This window comes from Sphingomonas montana, from assembly GCF_001956315.1.
In the GTDB taxonomy this organism is placed as follows: domain Bacteria; phylum Pseudomonadota; class Alphaproteobacteria; order Sphingomonadales; family Sphingomonadaceae; genus Sphingomonas_R; species Sphingomonas_R montana.
Genome location: NZ_MOLY01000045.1, coordinates 12,052 through 27,100, shown reverse-complemented (window position 1 = coordinate 27,100; position 15,049 = coordinate 12,052). Strand labels below are relative to the sequence as shown.

Annotated in this window: 12 protein-coding genes; 11 read left to right on the top strand and 1 reads right to left on the bottom strand. The window is 70.8% G+C overall.

All coding sequences use genetic code 11. The features are described 5' to 3' along the window. The first annotated feature begins 27 nt into the window (after positions 1 to 27). Genes BKY59_RS13615 through BKY59_RS13575 form a run of 9 tightly spaced genes read left to right on the top strand, consistent with a single transcriptional unit; the run spans position 28 to position 11,368 of the window. On the top strand, positions 28 to 510 hold the full coding sequence (locus BKY59_RS13615) for a chemotaxis protein CheW (protein ID WP_076072544.1): 483 nt from the start codon (positions 28 to 30) through the stop codon (positions 508 to 510). Then, a complete protein-coding gene (locus BKY59_RS13610) occupies positions 507 to 1,880 on the top strand; it encodes a CheR family methyltransferase (protein WP_206362077.1) in 1,374 nt (457 codons plus the stop codon). Before BKY59_RS13615 ends, BKY59_RS13610 begins: the two co-directional genes overlap by 4 nt. Then, positions 1,877 to 2,419 carry a chemotaxis protein CheW gene (locus BKY59_RS13605; protein ID WP_076072541.1) on the top strand — a complete coding sequence of 181 codons (543 nt, stop codon included), beginning with the start codon at positions 1,877 to 1,879 and terminating at the stop codon, positions 2,417 to 2,419. Before BKY59_RS13610 ends, BKY59_RS13605 begins: the two co-directional genes overlap by 4 nt. A 5-nt stretch (positions 2,420 to 2,424) precedes the next feature. After that, positions 2,425 to 4,080 (top strand): methyl-accepting chemotaxis protein, encoded by a 1,656-nt coding sequence (locus BKY59_RS13600; RefSeq protein ID WP_206362076.1) that lies wholly within the window; start codon positions 2,425 to 2,427, stop codon positions 4,078 to 4,080. A gap of 6 nt (positions 4,081 to 4,086) precedes the next feature. Next, the gene (locus BKY59_RS13595) at positions 4,087 to 6,141 is read left to right on the top strand and encodes a hybrid sensor histidine kinase/response regulator (RefSeq protein WP_076072538.1); all 2,055 of its coding nucleotides are present in this window, start codon (positions 4,087 to 4,089) and stop codon (positions 6,139 to 6,141) included. A gap of 7 nt (positions 6,142 to 6,148) precedes the next feature. Then, entirely contained in the window at positions 6,149 to 7,201 is a 1,053-nt protein-coding gene (locus tag BKY59_RS13590) for a chemotaxis protein CheB (RefSeq protein ID WP_076072536.1), read from the top strand. Further along, the gene (locus BKY59_RS13585) at positions 7,198 to 8,856 is read left to right on the top strand and encodes a response regulator (protein WP_076072534.1); all 1,659 of its coding nucleotides are present in this window, start codon (positions 7,198 to 7,200) and stop codon (positions 8,854 to 8,856) included. Before BKY59_RS13590 ends, BKY59_RS13585 begins: the two co-directional genes overlap by 4 nt. Continuing rightward, a complete protein-coding gene (locus BKY59_RS13580; RefSeq protein ID WP_076072533.1) occupies positions 8,853 to 10,697 on the top strand; it encodes a response regulator in 1,845 nt (614 codons plus the stop codon). The genes BKY59_RS13585 and BKY59_RS13580 overlap by 4 nt, the downstream gene beginning before the upstream one ends. Beyond that, positions 10,694 to 11,368 carry an HAD family hydrolase gene (locus BKY59_RS13575; RefSeq protein WP_076072531.1) on the top strand — a complete coding sequence of 225 codons (675 nt, stop codon included), beginning with the start codon at positions 10,694 to 10,696 and terminating at the stop codon, positions 11,366 to 11,368. Before BKY59_RS13580 ends, BKY59_RS13575 begins: the two co-directional genes overlap by 4 nt. A 102-nt stretch (positions 11,369 to 11,470) precedes the next feature. Here the strand turns inward: BKY59_RS13575 and queG are convergent, their stop codons facing one another. After that, complete coding sequence (gene queG / locus BKY59_RS13570; RefSeq protein ID WP_420822100.1) at positions 11,471 to 12,664, bottom strand: tRNA epoxyqueuosine(34) reductase QueG; 1,194 nt, start codon at positions 12,662 to 12,664, stop codon at positions 11,471 to 11,473. 218 nt (positions 12,665 to 12,882) lie between these two features. Between queG and BKY59_RS13565 the strand changes: the two genes are divergently transcribed. Further along, positions 12,883 to 13,812, top strand: coding sequence for an ABC transporter ATP-binding protein (locus BKY59_RS13565; RefSeq protein ID WP_076072529.1), 930 nt, complete (start codon positions 12,883 to 12,885; stop codon positions 13,810 to 13,812). After that, on the top strand, positions 13,809 to 15,035 hold the full coding sequence (locus BKY59_RS13560) for an ABC transporter permease (protein WP_076072527.1): 1,227 nt from the start codon (positions 13,809 to 13,811) through the stop codon (positions 15,033 to 15,035). The genes BKY59_RS13565 and BKY59_RS13560 overlap by 4 nt, the downstream gene beginning before the upstream one ends. The last annotated feature ends 14 nt before the right edge of the window (positions 15,036 to 15,049 follow it).

Here is a 15,049-nt window from a genome sequence, read left to right as displayed (position 1 = left end):
GGCGGTGCGCTTCGATAGCCGGGGTGCATGGAGACGACCGGCCCGGCGATGCTGATCTGCGACGTAGGGCCGGTGCGGTTCGCGCTGGTGCTGAGCGATGTCGTCGAGATCCTGCCGATCGTGCCGCTGTGGCGGCCGCCGACGATGCCGCGGCCGCTGGTCGGGTTCGTGATGGTGCGGGGCGAAACGGTGGCGGTGCTGTCGCCCGCTTTGCTGTTCGACGGGGATGCGGCGATGCCGGACACGATCGACCTGTCGGCGCATCTGGTGCGGGTGCGCGGTGGCGCAGCGTTGCTGGTCGACCGGGCGGACGCGATCGTGACCGATCCGGTGGTGCGGGCGGTGACGCCCGACCTGTCCTATCGCGGGTGCGTGACCGGCATGGTGGATGCGGGCGGCGGTGACGCGCATGTCCTGTCGGTGCCGCAGTTGCTGGCGGACGGCGCGGCGGCGCGGATCGCGGCGTTGACCGCGGAAGCCGCGCGGCGTGGGCGGGAATGGGCGGCATGAGGTTGCCGCAGCCCGCCGACGCGCCGGATTTTGCGGCGTTGAAGGCGCGTGTGATCGCGCGGACAGGGCATCATTATTATGCCGACAAGGACGATCAGCTGTGGGAGCGGGTCGCGCAGCGCATGGCCGTGCTCGGGATCGCGACCGTGGCCGATTATGCGCGAAGACTGGACGACGCGGCGACCGGACCGGACGAATGGCAGCGGATCGAAAGCGCGGTCACGATCAACGAGACGTTCTTCTTCCGCTTTTCCGAACAGTTCGATGCGCTGCGCCGGACGATCCTGCCGCGGCTGATTGCGCAGCGCGGGGGCGACCGGCGGTTGCGGATCTGGTCGGTCGGTTGTTCGACGGGGGCGGAACCCTATTCGATCGCGATCCTGCTGCACCGGTTGCTGGGGCCGCGGCTGGCGGACTGGAAGATCAGCATCCTGGGCACCGATATCGACAGCGACGCGCTGGACGTCGCGCGGTCCGGCTTGTTCGGCAAATGGGCGTTGCGGACCACGGAGGAGACGGAGCGTGCCGCACTGTTCGTCGCGGAGGGCGATCGGTTCCGGCTGCGGCCCGAATATCGCGCGATGGTGCGGTTCGAACGGCACAACATGATGACGCTGGTCGAGGATGCACCGCCGATCGACCCGGACGGATACGACCTGATCCTGTGCCGCAACGTCCTGATCTATTTCCGCCAGGATGTTAGCGCGGAGATGGTGGGGGCGCTGGCCGGGCGGTTGCGGCCGGACGGATATCTGTTGCTGGGGCATGCGGAGCCGAACCCGGGGTTCGATGCGGTGGCGACGGCGGTCGATGCCGGGGGGGTGCTGGCCTATCGTCCGCCGGGCAGCGTCGAGGCGGTCGTGCCGGCGGCGGTGGCGTTGCCCGTGGTAGCGGTGGAGCGGCGTGTCGTGCAGCGGGCGAAGCGCGTGGCGAAGGCGCCGGTGGTCGCGGTGCCGACGCCTGTAGCGGTGAGCGGCGGGGATGCGCTGGTGACGGTGCGCGCGGCCTTGTCGACGGGCGACGGGGCGGCGGCACTGGTGCTGGCGGAGGCGGCGGCGCGGGCGACGCCGCGCGACCCGGTGGTGCATTATCTGGCGGGGCTGGCGGCCGGGGCGCTGGGGCAGGCGGCGGCGGCGGAACAGGCGTATCGCCGGGCACTGTACCTCGATGGCGGTTTTGCGATGGCGCATTATCTGCTCGGCCGGGAGCTGATTGCCCAGGGCAGGGTCGCGGACGGGCGGCGGTCGCTGGCCAATGCGGCGCGCGCGGCGGCAGCGTTGGCGGAGGGCGCGACGCTGACCGAGGGTGACGGCATGACGGCGGGCGACCTGATCGCCACGGTAGCGCACGCGTTGCGGGTCGCGGCATGACAGGCGACGTGCGGGTGACGGCGGCGGACCGATCGGACGATGCGATCGCGGGCGAGCTGGAACGGCGACGCCGGGCGGTGGCGCATGTCGCGGGCGCCGACGTGGCGACCGGCGCGATGCTGTGCTGGGTGCTGGGCGGCACGCGGTTCGCGGCGCCGCTGGCCGCTATCCGGCATGTTGCAGACGCGGTGGCGGCGACGCCGTTGCCCGGCGCGCCGGCCGCAGTGATCGGCGTGTTCGCCCGGCGCGGGGTGATCCACACGTTGTTCGATCCGGCCGCGGTGCTGGGCGTGGAGCGCGGCGGCGGGCCGGGCACGGTGCTGTTGTTGCAGCATGACCGGCCGTTCGTCGCGATCCGCGTCGATGCGGTGCAGGACGTCGTGCAACTGCCGACCGCAGAGATGGCGGCGGCGATGCGCGGCGGCGGTATCGCCCATATGATGGTCCAGGCGGACGACCTGCCGATCACGATCGTCGACATGGGCCGGCTGATCGGGCACCTGACCGGCCGGAACAGCCCCACGCGTGAAGAAGGATGACGCCCTTGTCCGTTTCCAACCGGATCATCTTCGGCTTTGCCGCGATCACGGCCTTGCTGATCGCGCTCGGCCTGTACGCGCTGGGGCAGGTGGCGGAGGTGCGCGCAACGGTCGACCGGATCGTGGAACGCGATCTGGTTGCGCTGACCCAGCTGGATGCGGTGAGTGCGGCGGAAGCGGCGACATCGGAACTGCGCAGCCAGGCCGTGTTGCAATTCGCGCTGGATGGCGGGGCGGATGCGGCCGGCGATGGCGGTATCGCGGGGCAGACGGCGGCGATGGACGCCGCGATCGGCCGGCTACGCGGACTGGTCGGCACGTACCAGACAACAGCGATCAGCACGGCGCGGCAGGCGCAGTGGGGGCAGCTGGCGCGGCTGGCGGACGAGACGCAGGCCCATTCGGTGCGGTTGCGCGACGCGGGTGACGCGCAACTGGCAGCGGTGCGGCGCGGGGACCGGGCAATGGTGCTGGCCCGCGAGACGGCGATCGCGCGCGAACAGCTGGCGATGACCCGGTCGCTGGCCGCGATGCGCGCCGTGCTGGCCGAGACGATCCTGGTGGGGCGCGGGGTGGCCAAGGACACCTACGACACCAGCCGGATGTCGATCATCGGCGGGTTGCTGGTCGCGATCCTGGCGAGCATCGCGATCGCGTGGGGCATCCGCCGTTCGATCGTGCAACCGCTGGACGAATTCATGGGGTTCGTCGCGCGGGTGGGCGAAGGCGACCTGTCCGGCCAGACCGCGGCGACCGGCCCGCACGAGTTCGGCCGGTTGGGCCGGACGCTGAACGCTATGGTCACGGGCCTGCAGGCGATCGCGCGGCAGAGCCGGGAGGCGACCGAGAACCTGAACGCGGCGGCGACCGAGATCCGCGCGTCGACGCAGCAGCAGGCGGCATCGGTGGAGGAACAGCTGGCCGCGGTGCAGGAGACGGCGGCGACGGTGGACGAGATCGTCCATAGCGGCACGCAGATCAGCCGCCGCGCGCAGGAAGTGATCGCGGCGGCGCAGGCGACCGTGCAGACCAGCGATACGGGCACCGCGGCGGTTGAGGATACCGTCCGGGCGATGGACGAGATTCGCGAGCAGGCCGAGGCGGTGGCGAGCAACATCGTGCTGCTATCCGAAAAGACGCAGGCGATCGGCGATATCATCGTCACCGTGAACGACGTGTCGGAACGGTCGCACCTGCTGGCGCTGAATGCGTCGATCGAGGCGGCGGCCGCGGGCGAAAGCGGGCGCAGCTTCGCGGTGGTGGCGTCCGAGATGAAGACGCTGGCCGATCAGGCGAAGGACGCCACGCGCAACGTACGGACCATATTGGGCGAGATCCAGCGCGGCATCAATGCATCGGTCATGCTGACTGAGGAGGCGGTGAAGCGGGCTGCATCGGGCAAGGCGCGGACCGACGCGGGGCAGGCGGCGATCGAGGAGCTGGGCGCGCGTATCCAGGACAGCGTGCAGACGTTCCAGCAGATCGTGGCGAGCACCAACCAGCAGCAGATCGGCATGGAACAGGTGACGATCGCGCTGCAGAATATCCGCCAGGCCAGCCAGCAGACGGCATCGAGCACGCGCCAGCTCGACCAGGCGGCGGGCGACCTGACGACGTTGTCGCGCACGTTGCTGGGGCTGACCGAACGCTATCGGCTGTAGCCGGCAGTGGAGGACATCCAGGCCCTGTTGCAGGCGGCGTTCGCGGGCGAACTGGCCGAACATCTGGCGGGGATGCGCGCGGCGCTGACGGCGCAGGAGGCGGGCACCCCCGTCGACCTGCGCGAATTCTTTCGCCGGGCACACAGCCTGAAGGGTGCCGCGCGCGCGGTGGAGCAGCCGGAGACGGAGCGGCTGGCGCATGTGCTGGAAACCCTGCTGGAGGCGATCGTGCAGGGCACGCGCACGCTGGACGGCGACACGGTGCCGCTGCTGCGCGCGCAGATCGATGCGATCGAGGATGCGGCGGCCGGTGGTGGTGCGGGGCCGGGCGAAAGCGCGGGCGCGGACACGCCGCCGGACACGGCGCCGCGCGACCATGGCGGGGACGAGATGCTGCGCGTGTCGGCACGCGCGGTAGAGGCGCTGACCCGGTCGTTGCACGGTGTATCGGCGGAGGTGCAGGGTCGGGTGGCGATGGCCGACGGGCTGGCGGGCGTTGCGGCGGACCTCGCAACGGCCGCCGCGCTGCTGGACCGCGGCGATGCGGCCGGGGCGGGGCGGCAGGTGGCGCGTGCGATGGCGGCGACCGGGCGGTTGCAGCGCGCGCAGGGCCGGTCCGAATGGGGGCTGGACCGCGCGGTCGCCGCGCTGGAGGCGGATGCCGAACGCGTGCTGATGGTGCCGACGCAGATGCTGTTCGACGGATATGACCGGATGGTGCGCGAACTGGCGCAGGCGCAGGGCAAGGCCGCATCGCTGCACATCGAGGGCGGCGAGACGGTGGCCGACCGCCGCGTGTTGCAGGCGCTGCGCGACCCGGTGCTGCACATGCTGCGCAACGCGGTGGGGCATGGGATCGAGCCGGTGGCGGCACGGCGGGCGGCGGGGAAGCCCGACCAGGGGACGGTCGCCGTGGTGGCGCGGGCAGCGCGCGGACAGTTCGTGCTGACGGTGACGGACGACGGCAGGGGGCTGGACGATACGGCGATCGAGGCGCGTGCGCGGGCATCCGGGCTGATCGCGGCGGGTGGCGCGACGCCGCCGGCAGAGGTGCTGCGTGCGCTGGTGTTCGAGCAGGGGATATCGACGGCGACGACGGTGGACGAGGTGTCCGGCCGCGGCGTCGGCCTGTCGGTGGTCGCCGATGCGGTGCGGCGGTTGCAGGGTTCCATGACGATCGCCCCGGCGGGTGGGGAGGTTGCCCGAGGCGGGACGGTGGTGACGCTGACCGTGCCACTGTCGCTGTCGCGCCAGACGATGCTTTTGGTGGACTGCGCGGGTGCGACCTATGCGGTGCCGGTGGCCGCGGTGCAGCGCGTGCTGCAGCTGGATCCGGCAGCGGTAATGCGCGACGGCGACGGGCAGGTCGCCGTGCTGGATGGCACGGCGGTGCCGGTGGTCGCGCTGTCCGCCGTGCTGGGCGTCGCGCTGGCGGAGGACGCCGGGGGCATGCTGTCCATGCTGTGGCTGCGCAGCGGGATCGCGCTGGTGGTCGATGCGCTGCTGGCCGTCCGGTCGCTGGTGGTGGGCGATCCGGGTACGATCGCGGTGGACGTGCCGTGGGTGGCGGGCACCGTGTTGCTGGACGACGGCGCGGTGGCGCTGGTGCTGGGCGCGGACGTGGTGGCGATGCGCGCGCGGGGGCAGGCACGCGGGCAGGCGGTGGTGCCGGCGACGCGGGTGGCGGCGCGGCAACGCACCATCCTGGTGGTGGACGATTCGATCACCACGCGCACGCTGGAGCGCGGCATTCTGGAGGCGGCGGGCTATGCCGTGCGGCTGGCGGTGGACGGGCTGGCCGGGCTGGAGCGGTTGCGGGCGGAGGCGGACGAGATCGACCTGGTGGTCGCCGATGTCGAGATGCCGCGGATGGACGGTTTCGGACTTCTGGCCGCGGTGCGGAACGATCCGGCCCTGAAGCGCATTCCGGTGGTGATGATGACATCGCGCAACAGCCCCGACGACATCGAACGCGGTCTGGACCTAGGCGCGAACGCCTATGTCACCAAGCAGGAGTTCGAACAGGGCACGCTGCTGTCGATCATCGGCCAGCTGATCTGACCGTGCAATGACGGTTGCATCGCCCCGGCGGGTGATGATCGTCGAGGATTCGACGGTCGTCCGCGCATTGCTGACCCATATCGTCACGGCCGACCCGCGGCTGACCGTGGTGGCCGCGGTGGCAAGCGCGGAGGAGGCGATCGCCGCGTTGCCGCACGTCCGGCCCGACGTGATTTCAATGGATATCCAGCTGCCCGGGATGGACGGGCTGGAGGCGACGCGCCGGATCATGGCGGACCGGCCGACGCCGATCGTGGTAATCTCCGCGAGCATCGAGGCGGCGTCGCTGGCCAGTTCGATGGATGCGTTGCGGGCGGGCGCGTTGTCGGTGGTGGAAAAGCCGGTCGGGTTCGGGCACGGCGCGTTCGACGCCGTTTCACGCGAGATTTGCACGCAACTGGCCATCATGAGTGACGTCGCGGTCGTACGGCGGCGGATCCGTGCGCGTGATCCGGACGCGCCGGGCGTGCGTGTGCCGGTCGCGCCGCGCATGTTGCTGGTTGCGGCGTCGACGGGCGGGCCGCAGGCGGTGGCGCGGCTGTTCGGCGCGTTGCCGGCCGTACTGCCGGTGCCCGTCATGCTGGTGCAGCACATGGGGGAGGCGTTCATGGAAGGCTATGCCACCTGGTTGCAGAGCGTGGTGCCGCAGCGCGTGGTGATCGCGCAGGATGGCGGCATGCCGGTGGCCGGGACGATCCATGTCGCGCCGGGCGGCCGGCACTTGCGGATCGGGCGGGACGGGCGGATGCGGATCGGCGGGGACGCAGCCGTCGGTGGGCAGCGGCCGGCCGCGACCGCACTGATCCAGTCGGCGGGGGAAGCCTTGTCGGGCGCGGCGATCGCCGTCGTGCTGACCGGCATGGGCGAGGACGGGGCCGAGGGCGTGCGCGCGCTGATCGCCGCAGGGGGTGCCGCGATCGCCGAGCATGAAAGCAGTGCGGTGGTGTATGGCATGCCGGCCGCCGCGGTGCGGATGGGCGCGCTGGCGTTGCCGATCGACATGATCGCGCCACATCTGGAACGCACCATGGCACGAACGGGGATTGGGACGACATCATGATGGACGGTGATCTGCCGCGCCTGTTGCTGGTCGAGGATTCGGAGACGCAGGCGCTGCAGTTCCGGCTGCTGCTGGAAAGCGTGGGATTCGTGGTGGACCGGACGCGAACCGCCGAGGAGGCGCTGGACCGGCTGAACGGCGAACTGCCCGACCTGGTGGTGGTCGATTTCAACCTGCCGGGCATGAACGGCGACGAACTGGTGCGGCGGATGCGGCATGCGTCGCGGACCCGGACGTTGCCCGTCCTGATGCTGACCGACGCGGCGGCACATGATGTGGAACGGCAGGGGCTGGACAGCGGGGCCAACGCATATCTGCCCAAGTCGAGCGAGACGGCGCTGCTGGTGTCGCGGATGCGCGCGCTGGTGCGGCAGCGGCGCGCGACCGGCACCGCGGCGCCGATCGACAGCGGATTCCGCCAGGCGCGGCTGGTGCTGATCGACGACAGTGCGACGTACCGGTTGCTGCTGCGGACAGTGCTGACCGCGGACGGGCATGTGGTGGTGGAGGCGGGGGACGGGGCGGACGTGATCGCCACGCTGGCGGGCGAACCGGTCGATTGCGTGCTGATCGGTCTGGACAGCCTGCGCTACGACGCCACGGAGCTGTGCCGCCGGCTGGATGCGCGGCGGCGGCGGACCGGCGACGCGTATGAAATCGTCGGGCTGGGCGGGATGCAGGACGGGCCGGCGGTGCTGGCGGCGCTGAACGCCGGGGCGGACGACGTCGTGCCGCGCACGCAGGATCGCGACATGCTGCTGGTCCGAATCCGCGCGACGTTGCGCCGCAAGCTGGCCCGCGACGAGGAGATGCGGGCGGCGGCTCGCGCGCTGGAACAGGAACGCACGCTGGAACGCGCGCGGGCCGAGGCCGAGTCGGCCGACGCGCTGGCCATCGCCAACCGCGGGCTGGAGGAGGCCAACGCCCGGTTGCGCGAAACGCAGGGGCAGCTGGTACAATCCGCCAAGATGGCGTCGCTGGGCGAGCTGGTGGCAGGCATCGCGCATGAGATCAACAATCCGTTGGCGTTCATCCTGGCCCATCAGGCGACGGTGGAGCGGCTGGTGCGCGAGGCGGAGACCGGGGGCGAGACGGCCAAGCTGGTCAAGGCCACGGCGCGATTGGGATCGATGCGGACCGGGCTGGTGCGGATCCAGGATCTGGTCGTGAAGCTGCGCCGGTTTTCGCGGCTGGACGACGGCGGCCCGGTGCAGACCGACATTCCGGAGGCGATCGATGCGGTGCTGACGTTGCTGGGGCCGAAGCTGGGCGACGGCGTTACGGTGACGCGCGATTATGCCGCACCCGCCACGCTGGTCTGCACGCCCGCGCTGGTGAACCAGGTGGTGATGAACATCGTCGCCAATGCCGCGGACGCGGTGCCGGCGGCGGGCGGGCGGATCGCGATCGGCACCGCGCAACGTGGCGGCGACTATGTCATCACGATCGCGGACAACGGTCCCGGCGTGCCGGAGGCGCTGCGGACGCGGTTGTTCGAGCCGTTCTATACGACCAAGGATGTGGGGGCGGGGACGGGGCTGGGCCTGGCGATCGCGTACGGGATCGTGAAGGCGCATGGCGGGACGATCGCGGTCGATGACGGACCGGAGGGTGGCGCGTGCTTCACCCTTGCGATACCGGTGGCGGCATCATGATCGATCCCGAACTTCAAGGCCCGGCGGCGGATAGGCGCCCGCTGCTGTTGATCGTCGACGACGAGGCGGAGATCCTCGTCGCGCTGGAGGATCTGTTCGAGGACGAATACCGCGTGCTGAGCGCATCGTCGGGTGCGACGGGACTGGCGCTGATCGCGGAAGGGCATGATTTCGCGGTCGTCCTGTCGGACCAGCGGATGCCGGAGATGCCGGGCAACATGTTCCTGGCGCAGGCGCGGGCGGCGAGCCGGGCGGAGACGATGCTGCTGACCGGCTATGCCGACCTGTCGGCGGTGATATCGGCGGTGAACGACGGCGCGATCGGCGGCTATGTCCACAAGCCGTGGGAGCCGGAAGCGTTGCGCGCGATGGTGGGGGCGGCCGCCGACCGGTTCCGGCTGCGCACCGAACTGGCGTTCGAACAGGCGGTGTTCGCCGGACTGTCGGAGCGCAGCGCGGATGCGATATCGGTGGTGGATGCGACCGGGCAGGTCGTGCGGTCGAACAGGCGGGTGTTCGAGAGCGCGGTGGCGGCCGACGACGGCGCGTTGCTGGCACAGGGCGACTATGCCGAGAGCGAAGTCCGGCGTGCGGCTCCGGACGGGACGGAGCGCTGGATCCGGACACGGCGGATCCCGTTCGTGGCAGCCGGATCGGGCGCGCACCTGTTGCGGATCGAGAGCGACGAGACGGAGCGGCGGCAGACCGAACAGGCGCTGCACCAGTCTGAAAAGCTCCGTGCGCTGGGTACGCTGGCCGGCGGGATTGCGCATGATTTCAACAATCTGCTGGCTGCGGTGCTGGGCAATCTGGAACTTGCGACGCGGGCTGGCCTGGGCGGGGCGGCGGACCCGGAACGGTTGTCGCGGTTCCTGAACAATGCGACCGAAGCGGCACGGCGCGGCACGGCGCTGACCCAGCGGCTGTTGAGTTTCAGCCGGCAGCGCGATCTGGCGGCGGAGACGTTCGCGCCGGCCGCCGCACTCCGCGCGATCGAGGACCTGGTGGTGCGATCGATGGCGGGGCAGGTGGCGGTACGCTACGACATCGCGGACGACGCCTGGCAGGTGCATGCCGATCGCGGGCAGTTCGAGCTGGCGATGGTCAACCTGTGCATCAACGCGCGCGACGCGAGCCCGGGCGGCGGGGAAATCCTGCTGTCCGCCGCCAATGCCGAGGCGGGGCAGGTGCCGGCGGGGCTGGCGGCCGGCGACTATGTCCGGATCGCGGTGATCGATCATGGCACCGGCATGTCGGAGGCGGTGCGGATGCGGGTGTACGAACCGTTCTTCACGACCAAGGGACCGGGCGAGGGCACGGGGCTGGGCCTGCCGATGGTGCACGCGATGGCGGAGGCGGCGGGCGGCACGACGACGATCGACAGCGTGCTGGGCGAAGGCACGACCGTGGCGCTGTGGCTGCCGCGCGTGGTGGCGGGCGTGTCGCCGGCGGTGGTGCCGGACGCGGCGGCGGTGCCGGATGGCCGGTTGCGCGTGCTGTTGTCCGAGGACGATGCCGAGGTGCGGTCGGTGGTGGCGGCGTATCTCGCCGACCTGGGCCATGCGGTGGTATCGGTGGAAAGCGGTGCGCGGGCGCTGGCGGTGCTGGCCGAGGATGCGGGGTTCGACGTGCTGGTGACGGATTATGCGATGCCGGGCATGTCGGGGCTGGCGCTGACGCGTCGGGTGCGGACGGAATGGCCGGGGATCGCGGTGCTGCTGGTGACCGGTTTTGCTGAAGTCGGGCCGGAGGCGGCGGACGTGACCGTCATCACCAAGCCGTTTTCGTGCGAGGACCTGCAACGCCGGCTGGTCGATGCGATGGCGGGGGCCGCGGCATGACCCCCTCATTCCTGCCCGAACCGCTGGACGCGGTGATCTTCGACATGGACGGGACGCTGCTCGATACCGAGCGGCTGCATCACAGCGCGATGGCGGCGGCGGCGCGCGGGCTGGGTGCGGAAATCGACGCGACGCTGTTCGCGCGGCTGGTGGGCGTTCACCGCGACGTCAACCGGGTGACGCTGGCCGCGCATATGGGCGATGCGTTTCCGATCGACCGTTTCTATGCCGAAGCGGACGCCGGTTTCGACGTGCTGGCGGCGGACGGCGTACCGTTGCGGCCGGGGGTGGTGGTGTTGCTCGATCATCTGCGCGATCGGGGCGTGCCGATCGCCATCGCGACATCGACCGCCAGCCCGCATGCGGAGGCGGCGTTGTTGCGCGCCGGGCTGGCCGGGCACTTCGACGTGGTGGTGACGCGCAGCGACGTCGCGAACCCGAAGCCGGCGCCCGATCCCTACCTGTTGGCCGCCGCGCGGCTGGGGGTGCGGCCGGCGCATTGCCTGGCGGTGGAGGATTCACCAAACGGTATCCGCGCGGCGGCAGCGGCGGGGATGGCGACCGTGATGGTGCCCGACCTGCTGCCCGCGACCGCGGAGACGCGCGCGCTCACGGTAGCGACGCTGGAGAGCCTGACCGAGATACTGGATGCGCTGATAGCGCGGGGGTGAGGGGTGGTTGGGGCTCGTTTTCGGCTACTCCCGTCCATCCCGAGCGCAGTCGAGGGACCGACCGAGCGGAGCCGAGGTCTCTCCTGTCTCCACGCTTCTCGGCTACGCTCGAAGGGGTCCCTCGACTGCGCTCGGGATGGGCGGGGTTTGGGGGTAAGTTAGCGTCCACTCCGAACGGACCGTTTCGTTTGGCTCGGCTATGAGACGAACAGTGCGCTCTTCGGCGAAGCGGGCCGGGTCCAGCCTGCCCAGCGCCCATGCTGCCGCACCGCGGACGACCGGGTCGGGGTCGTCGAGCAGCGCCAGAACCTGCGGCAGCGCGCTGCCGTTGCCGTTGCCGGCGACGATGAGCGCGTTGCGGACCATGCGGTTGCGGCCGATGCGCTTGATGGGCGAGCCGGAGAAGACTTCGCGGAAGGCGGCGTCGTCCAACTGCAGGATGTCGGCGACGTCGGGTGCGGCGAGTTCGGCGCGGGCGTGGAAGGCGCGGTTGGCGGCGGCGGTGGCGGCGAACTTGTTCCAGGGGCAGACCGCGAGGCAGTCGTCGCAGCCGTAGAGCCGGTTGCCGATCGCGGCGCGAAACTCGTGCGGGATCGGGCCTTTGTGCTCGATCGTGAGATAGGAGATGCAGCGCCGCGCATCGAGCCGGTAGGGGGCGGGAAAGGCGTCGGTCGGGCAGGCGCGCTGGCAGGCGTCGCAGCGGCCGCAGCGGTCGACCGCGGGCGGATCGGGCACAAGATCGAGCGTGGTCATGATCGCGCCGAGCAGCAGCCAGCTGCCGTCCGTGCGGCTGACGACGTTGGTATGCTTGCCCTGCCAGCCGAGGCCCGCAGCCTGCGCCATCGGTTTTTCCATGACGGGGGCGGTATCGACGAAGACTTTCAGGTCGCCGCCGCCGGCCGCGACGAGCCAGCGGGCGAGCGCCTTCAGCGCCTTCTTGACGATGTCGTGATAGTCCTGACCGCGGGCATAGGCGCTGATCCGGCCGACCTGCGGTTCGTTTTCCAGCGCCAGCGGATCGCCGGGGGGGGCATAGCTCATGCCGAGCATGACGACGGTGCGGACCTGCGGCCAGAGTGCGGACGGGCTGCCGCGCTGTTCGGCGCGGTCGGCCATCCAGAGCATGTCGCCGTGCGCGCCGTCGGCCAGCCAGGCGGCTAGGCGGGCGGCGGTCTGCGGTGCGGCGTCGGCGCGCGCGATGCCGCAGGTGACGAAGCCGAGCGCGCGTGCTTCCTGTTTCAGGCGGGTTTCCAGGGTGGTTGGCACGAGGGAGGTGTGGCGTGGGTCGTCGGGCAGGGCAAGCTGGTTGGCTGCCTGTCGATCTAATGCAACGTCATCCCGGAACTGATCCGGGATCAAGAGCCACATGCGCTGCGCCTTGGTATCCCTGGATCCCGGATCAAGTCCGGGATGGCGGTGGTTCGGGTAGGTGCCTTCTTAACGTTAGATCGCTGTAGGGAAGTACGGGGCTTCGCGGTATTGGACCGGCGACGGGACACGGCGGGGGGGACGGCATGGACGCGATCGTGGCCGAGGGGCTGGTCAAGAGTTTCGACGGCAAGCGGGCGGTGGACGGGATATCGCTCAGCGTGCCGGAGGGGGCGATCTTCGGCGTGCTGGGGCCGAACGGGGCGGGCAAGACAACCACGTTGCGCATGCTGCTGGGAATCATCGATCCGGATGCGGGGCACCGCACGCTGCTGGGGGAGGCGCGGCCGATCCGCGCGGCGCATCATGTCGGGTATCTGCCGGAGGAGCGCGGACTGTATCCGGCGATGACGGCGCGGGAGGCGGTGGCGTTCATGGGAGCGCTGCGCGGGTTGCCGCTCAGCGAGGGGCGGGTGCGGGCCGACGCGTTGCTGGAGGAGGCGGGGCTTGGCGAGAGCGGGCGCAAGCCGATCCGGACATTGTCGAAGGGCATGGCGCAGACGGTGCAGCTGCTCGGCACGATCGTGCACCGGCCGCGGCTGATTGTGCTGGACGAGCCGTTTTCCGGGTTGGATGCGCTGAACCAGGGCCGGCTGGAGGGGCTGATCCGGGGGCAGGCGAAGGACGGGGTGACCGTGCTGTTTTCGACGCATGTCATCGCGCATGCAGAGCGGCTGTGCGAGCGGATTGCGATCATCGCGGGCGGGCGGGTGCGGTTCGACGGCAGCGTGGCGGAGGCGCGCGGACGGTTGCGGCCGCAGGTGCGGGTGCGGACGCGGGTGGCGGACGGGCCGTGGCGTGCAGCGTTGCCGGCGGATGCGGTCACCGACGGGACCGAATTCAGCTTCGCGTTGCCGGAAAGCGGGGTCGAGCCGCTGTTGAAGGCGCTGATCGACGGCGGGGCGGGGATCGAGACGCTGTCGATCGAGCGGCCGGGGCTGCACGATGCGTTCGTGGCGATCGCGGGCGCGGCGGTGGCGGCCGAACTGGATGCGCAGAAGGAACCGGTGGCATGAGGGAGATCATCCGGGCCGCGCTGGTGATCGCACGGCGCGATTATGCCGCGACGGTGTTTTCCAAGACGTTCGTCATGTTCCTGCTGTTCCCGCTGCTGCCCGTCATTGCCGGCGTCGGGTTCGGTGCGATGGGGGCGAGCCAGGACCGCGAGACGCTGCACCCGACGGTGGCGGTGATCGCGGCGCCCGAGACGGCAGCGGCGATCGGCCATGCCGGCGCACGGCTGGCAGCGCGGCTGGGGCCGCAGGCGCTGCCGCGGTTGCGGATAGTGATGCCGGACGGGCCGGAGCCGGTTCAGGTCAGGCGGTTGCTCGCCGATGGCGGCGGGCGGGGCGTCGTGGCGGTGCTGACCGGCGGGCTGGACCGGCCGATGCTGACCGGCAGCCGCGGTGGGATCGGATCGGTCGGCGGCGATATCGGGCTGGTGATCGATACGGCACGACAGTTGCGCGCGCTGGATGGGGCGATGCCGCCGCCGGTGACTGTGACGGAACGGCCGGTGGACCGGGCGGCGGGGTCAGACGCGGCGGCACGGACGCTGATCGCACGCGGTGGACAGTTCCTGCTGATGTTCCTGACGATGATCCTGGCGGGCATGCTGCTGTCCAACATGATCGAGGAGAAATCGAGCAAGGTGATCGAGGTGCTCGCCGCTGCGGTTCCGGTGGACGCGATCTTCCTGGGGAAGCTATTTGCGATGCTGGCAATGTCGTTCACCGGCATCGCGGTGTGGGGCGGGGCGGCATTGCTGGGACTTGTGCTGGCGGCCGGGCAAGTCCCCGCGTTGCCCGCGCCGGCGCTGGGATGGCCGGTGTTCCTGGCGCTGGGGCTGGCCTATTTCACGACGCTGTTCCTGCTGCTGGGCGCGCTGTTCATCGGGATCGGCGGGCAGGCGGCGTCGCCGCGCGAGGTGCAGATGATGTCCCTGCCGGTGACGATGGGGCAGATGGGGGTGCTGGCGTTCGCATCGTCGGCGCTGGGCGCGCCGCAATCGGCGATGGGGATCGGCGCCGCGCTGTTTCCATGGAGCAGCCCGTTCGCGATGCTGGCGCGTGCGGCGCAGGAGACCGCGCTGTGGCCGCACGCCCTGGCGATCGCGTGGCAGTTGCTGTGGGTCGCGGTGATCGTGCGGATCGCGGCGGGGCTGTTCCGGCGCAGCGTGCTGAAATCGGGCGGCGGATGGCGGCTGTTCCGGCGGCGGGGGGTGCAACCGGCGCCTTGACCCCTACGTAACAT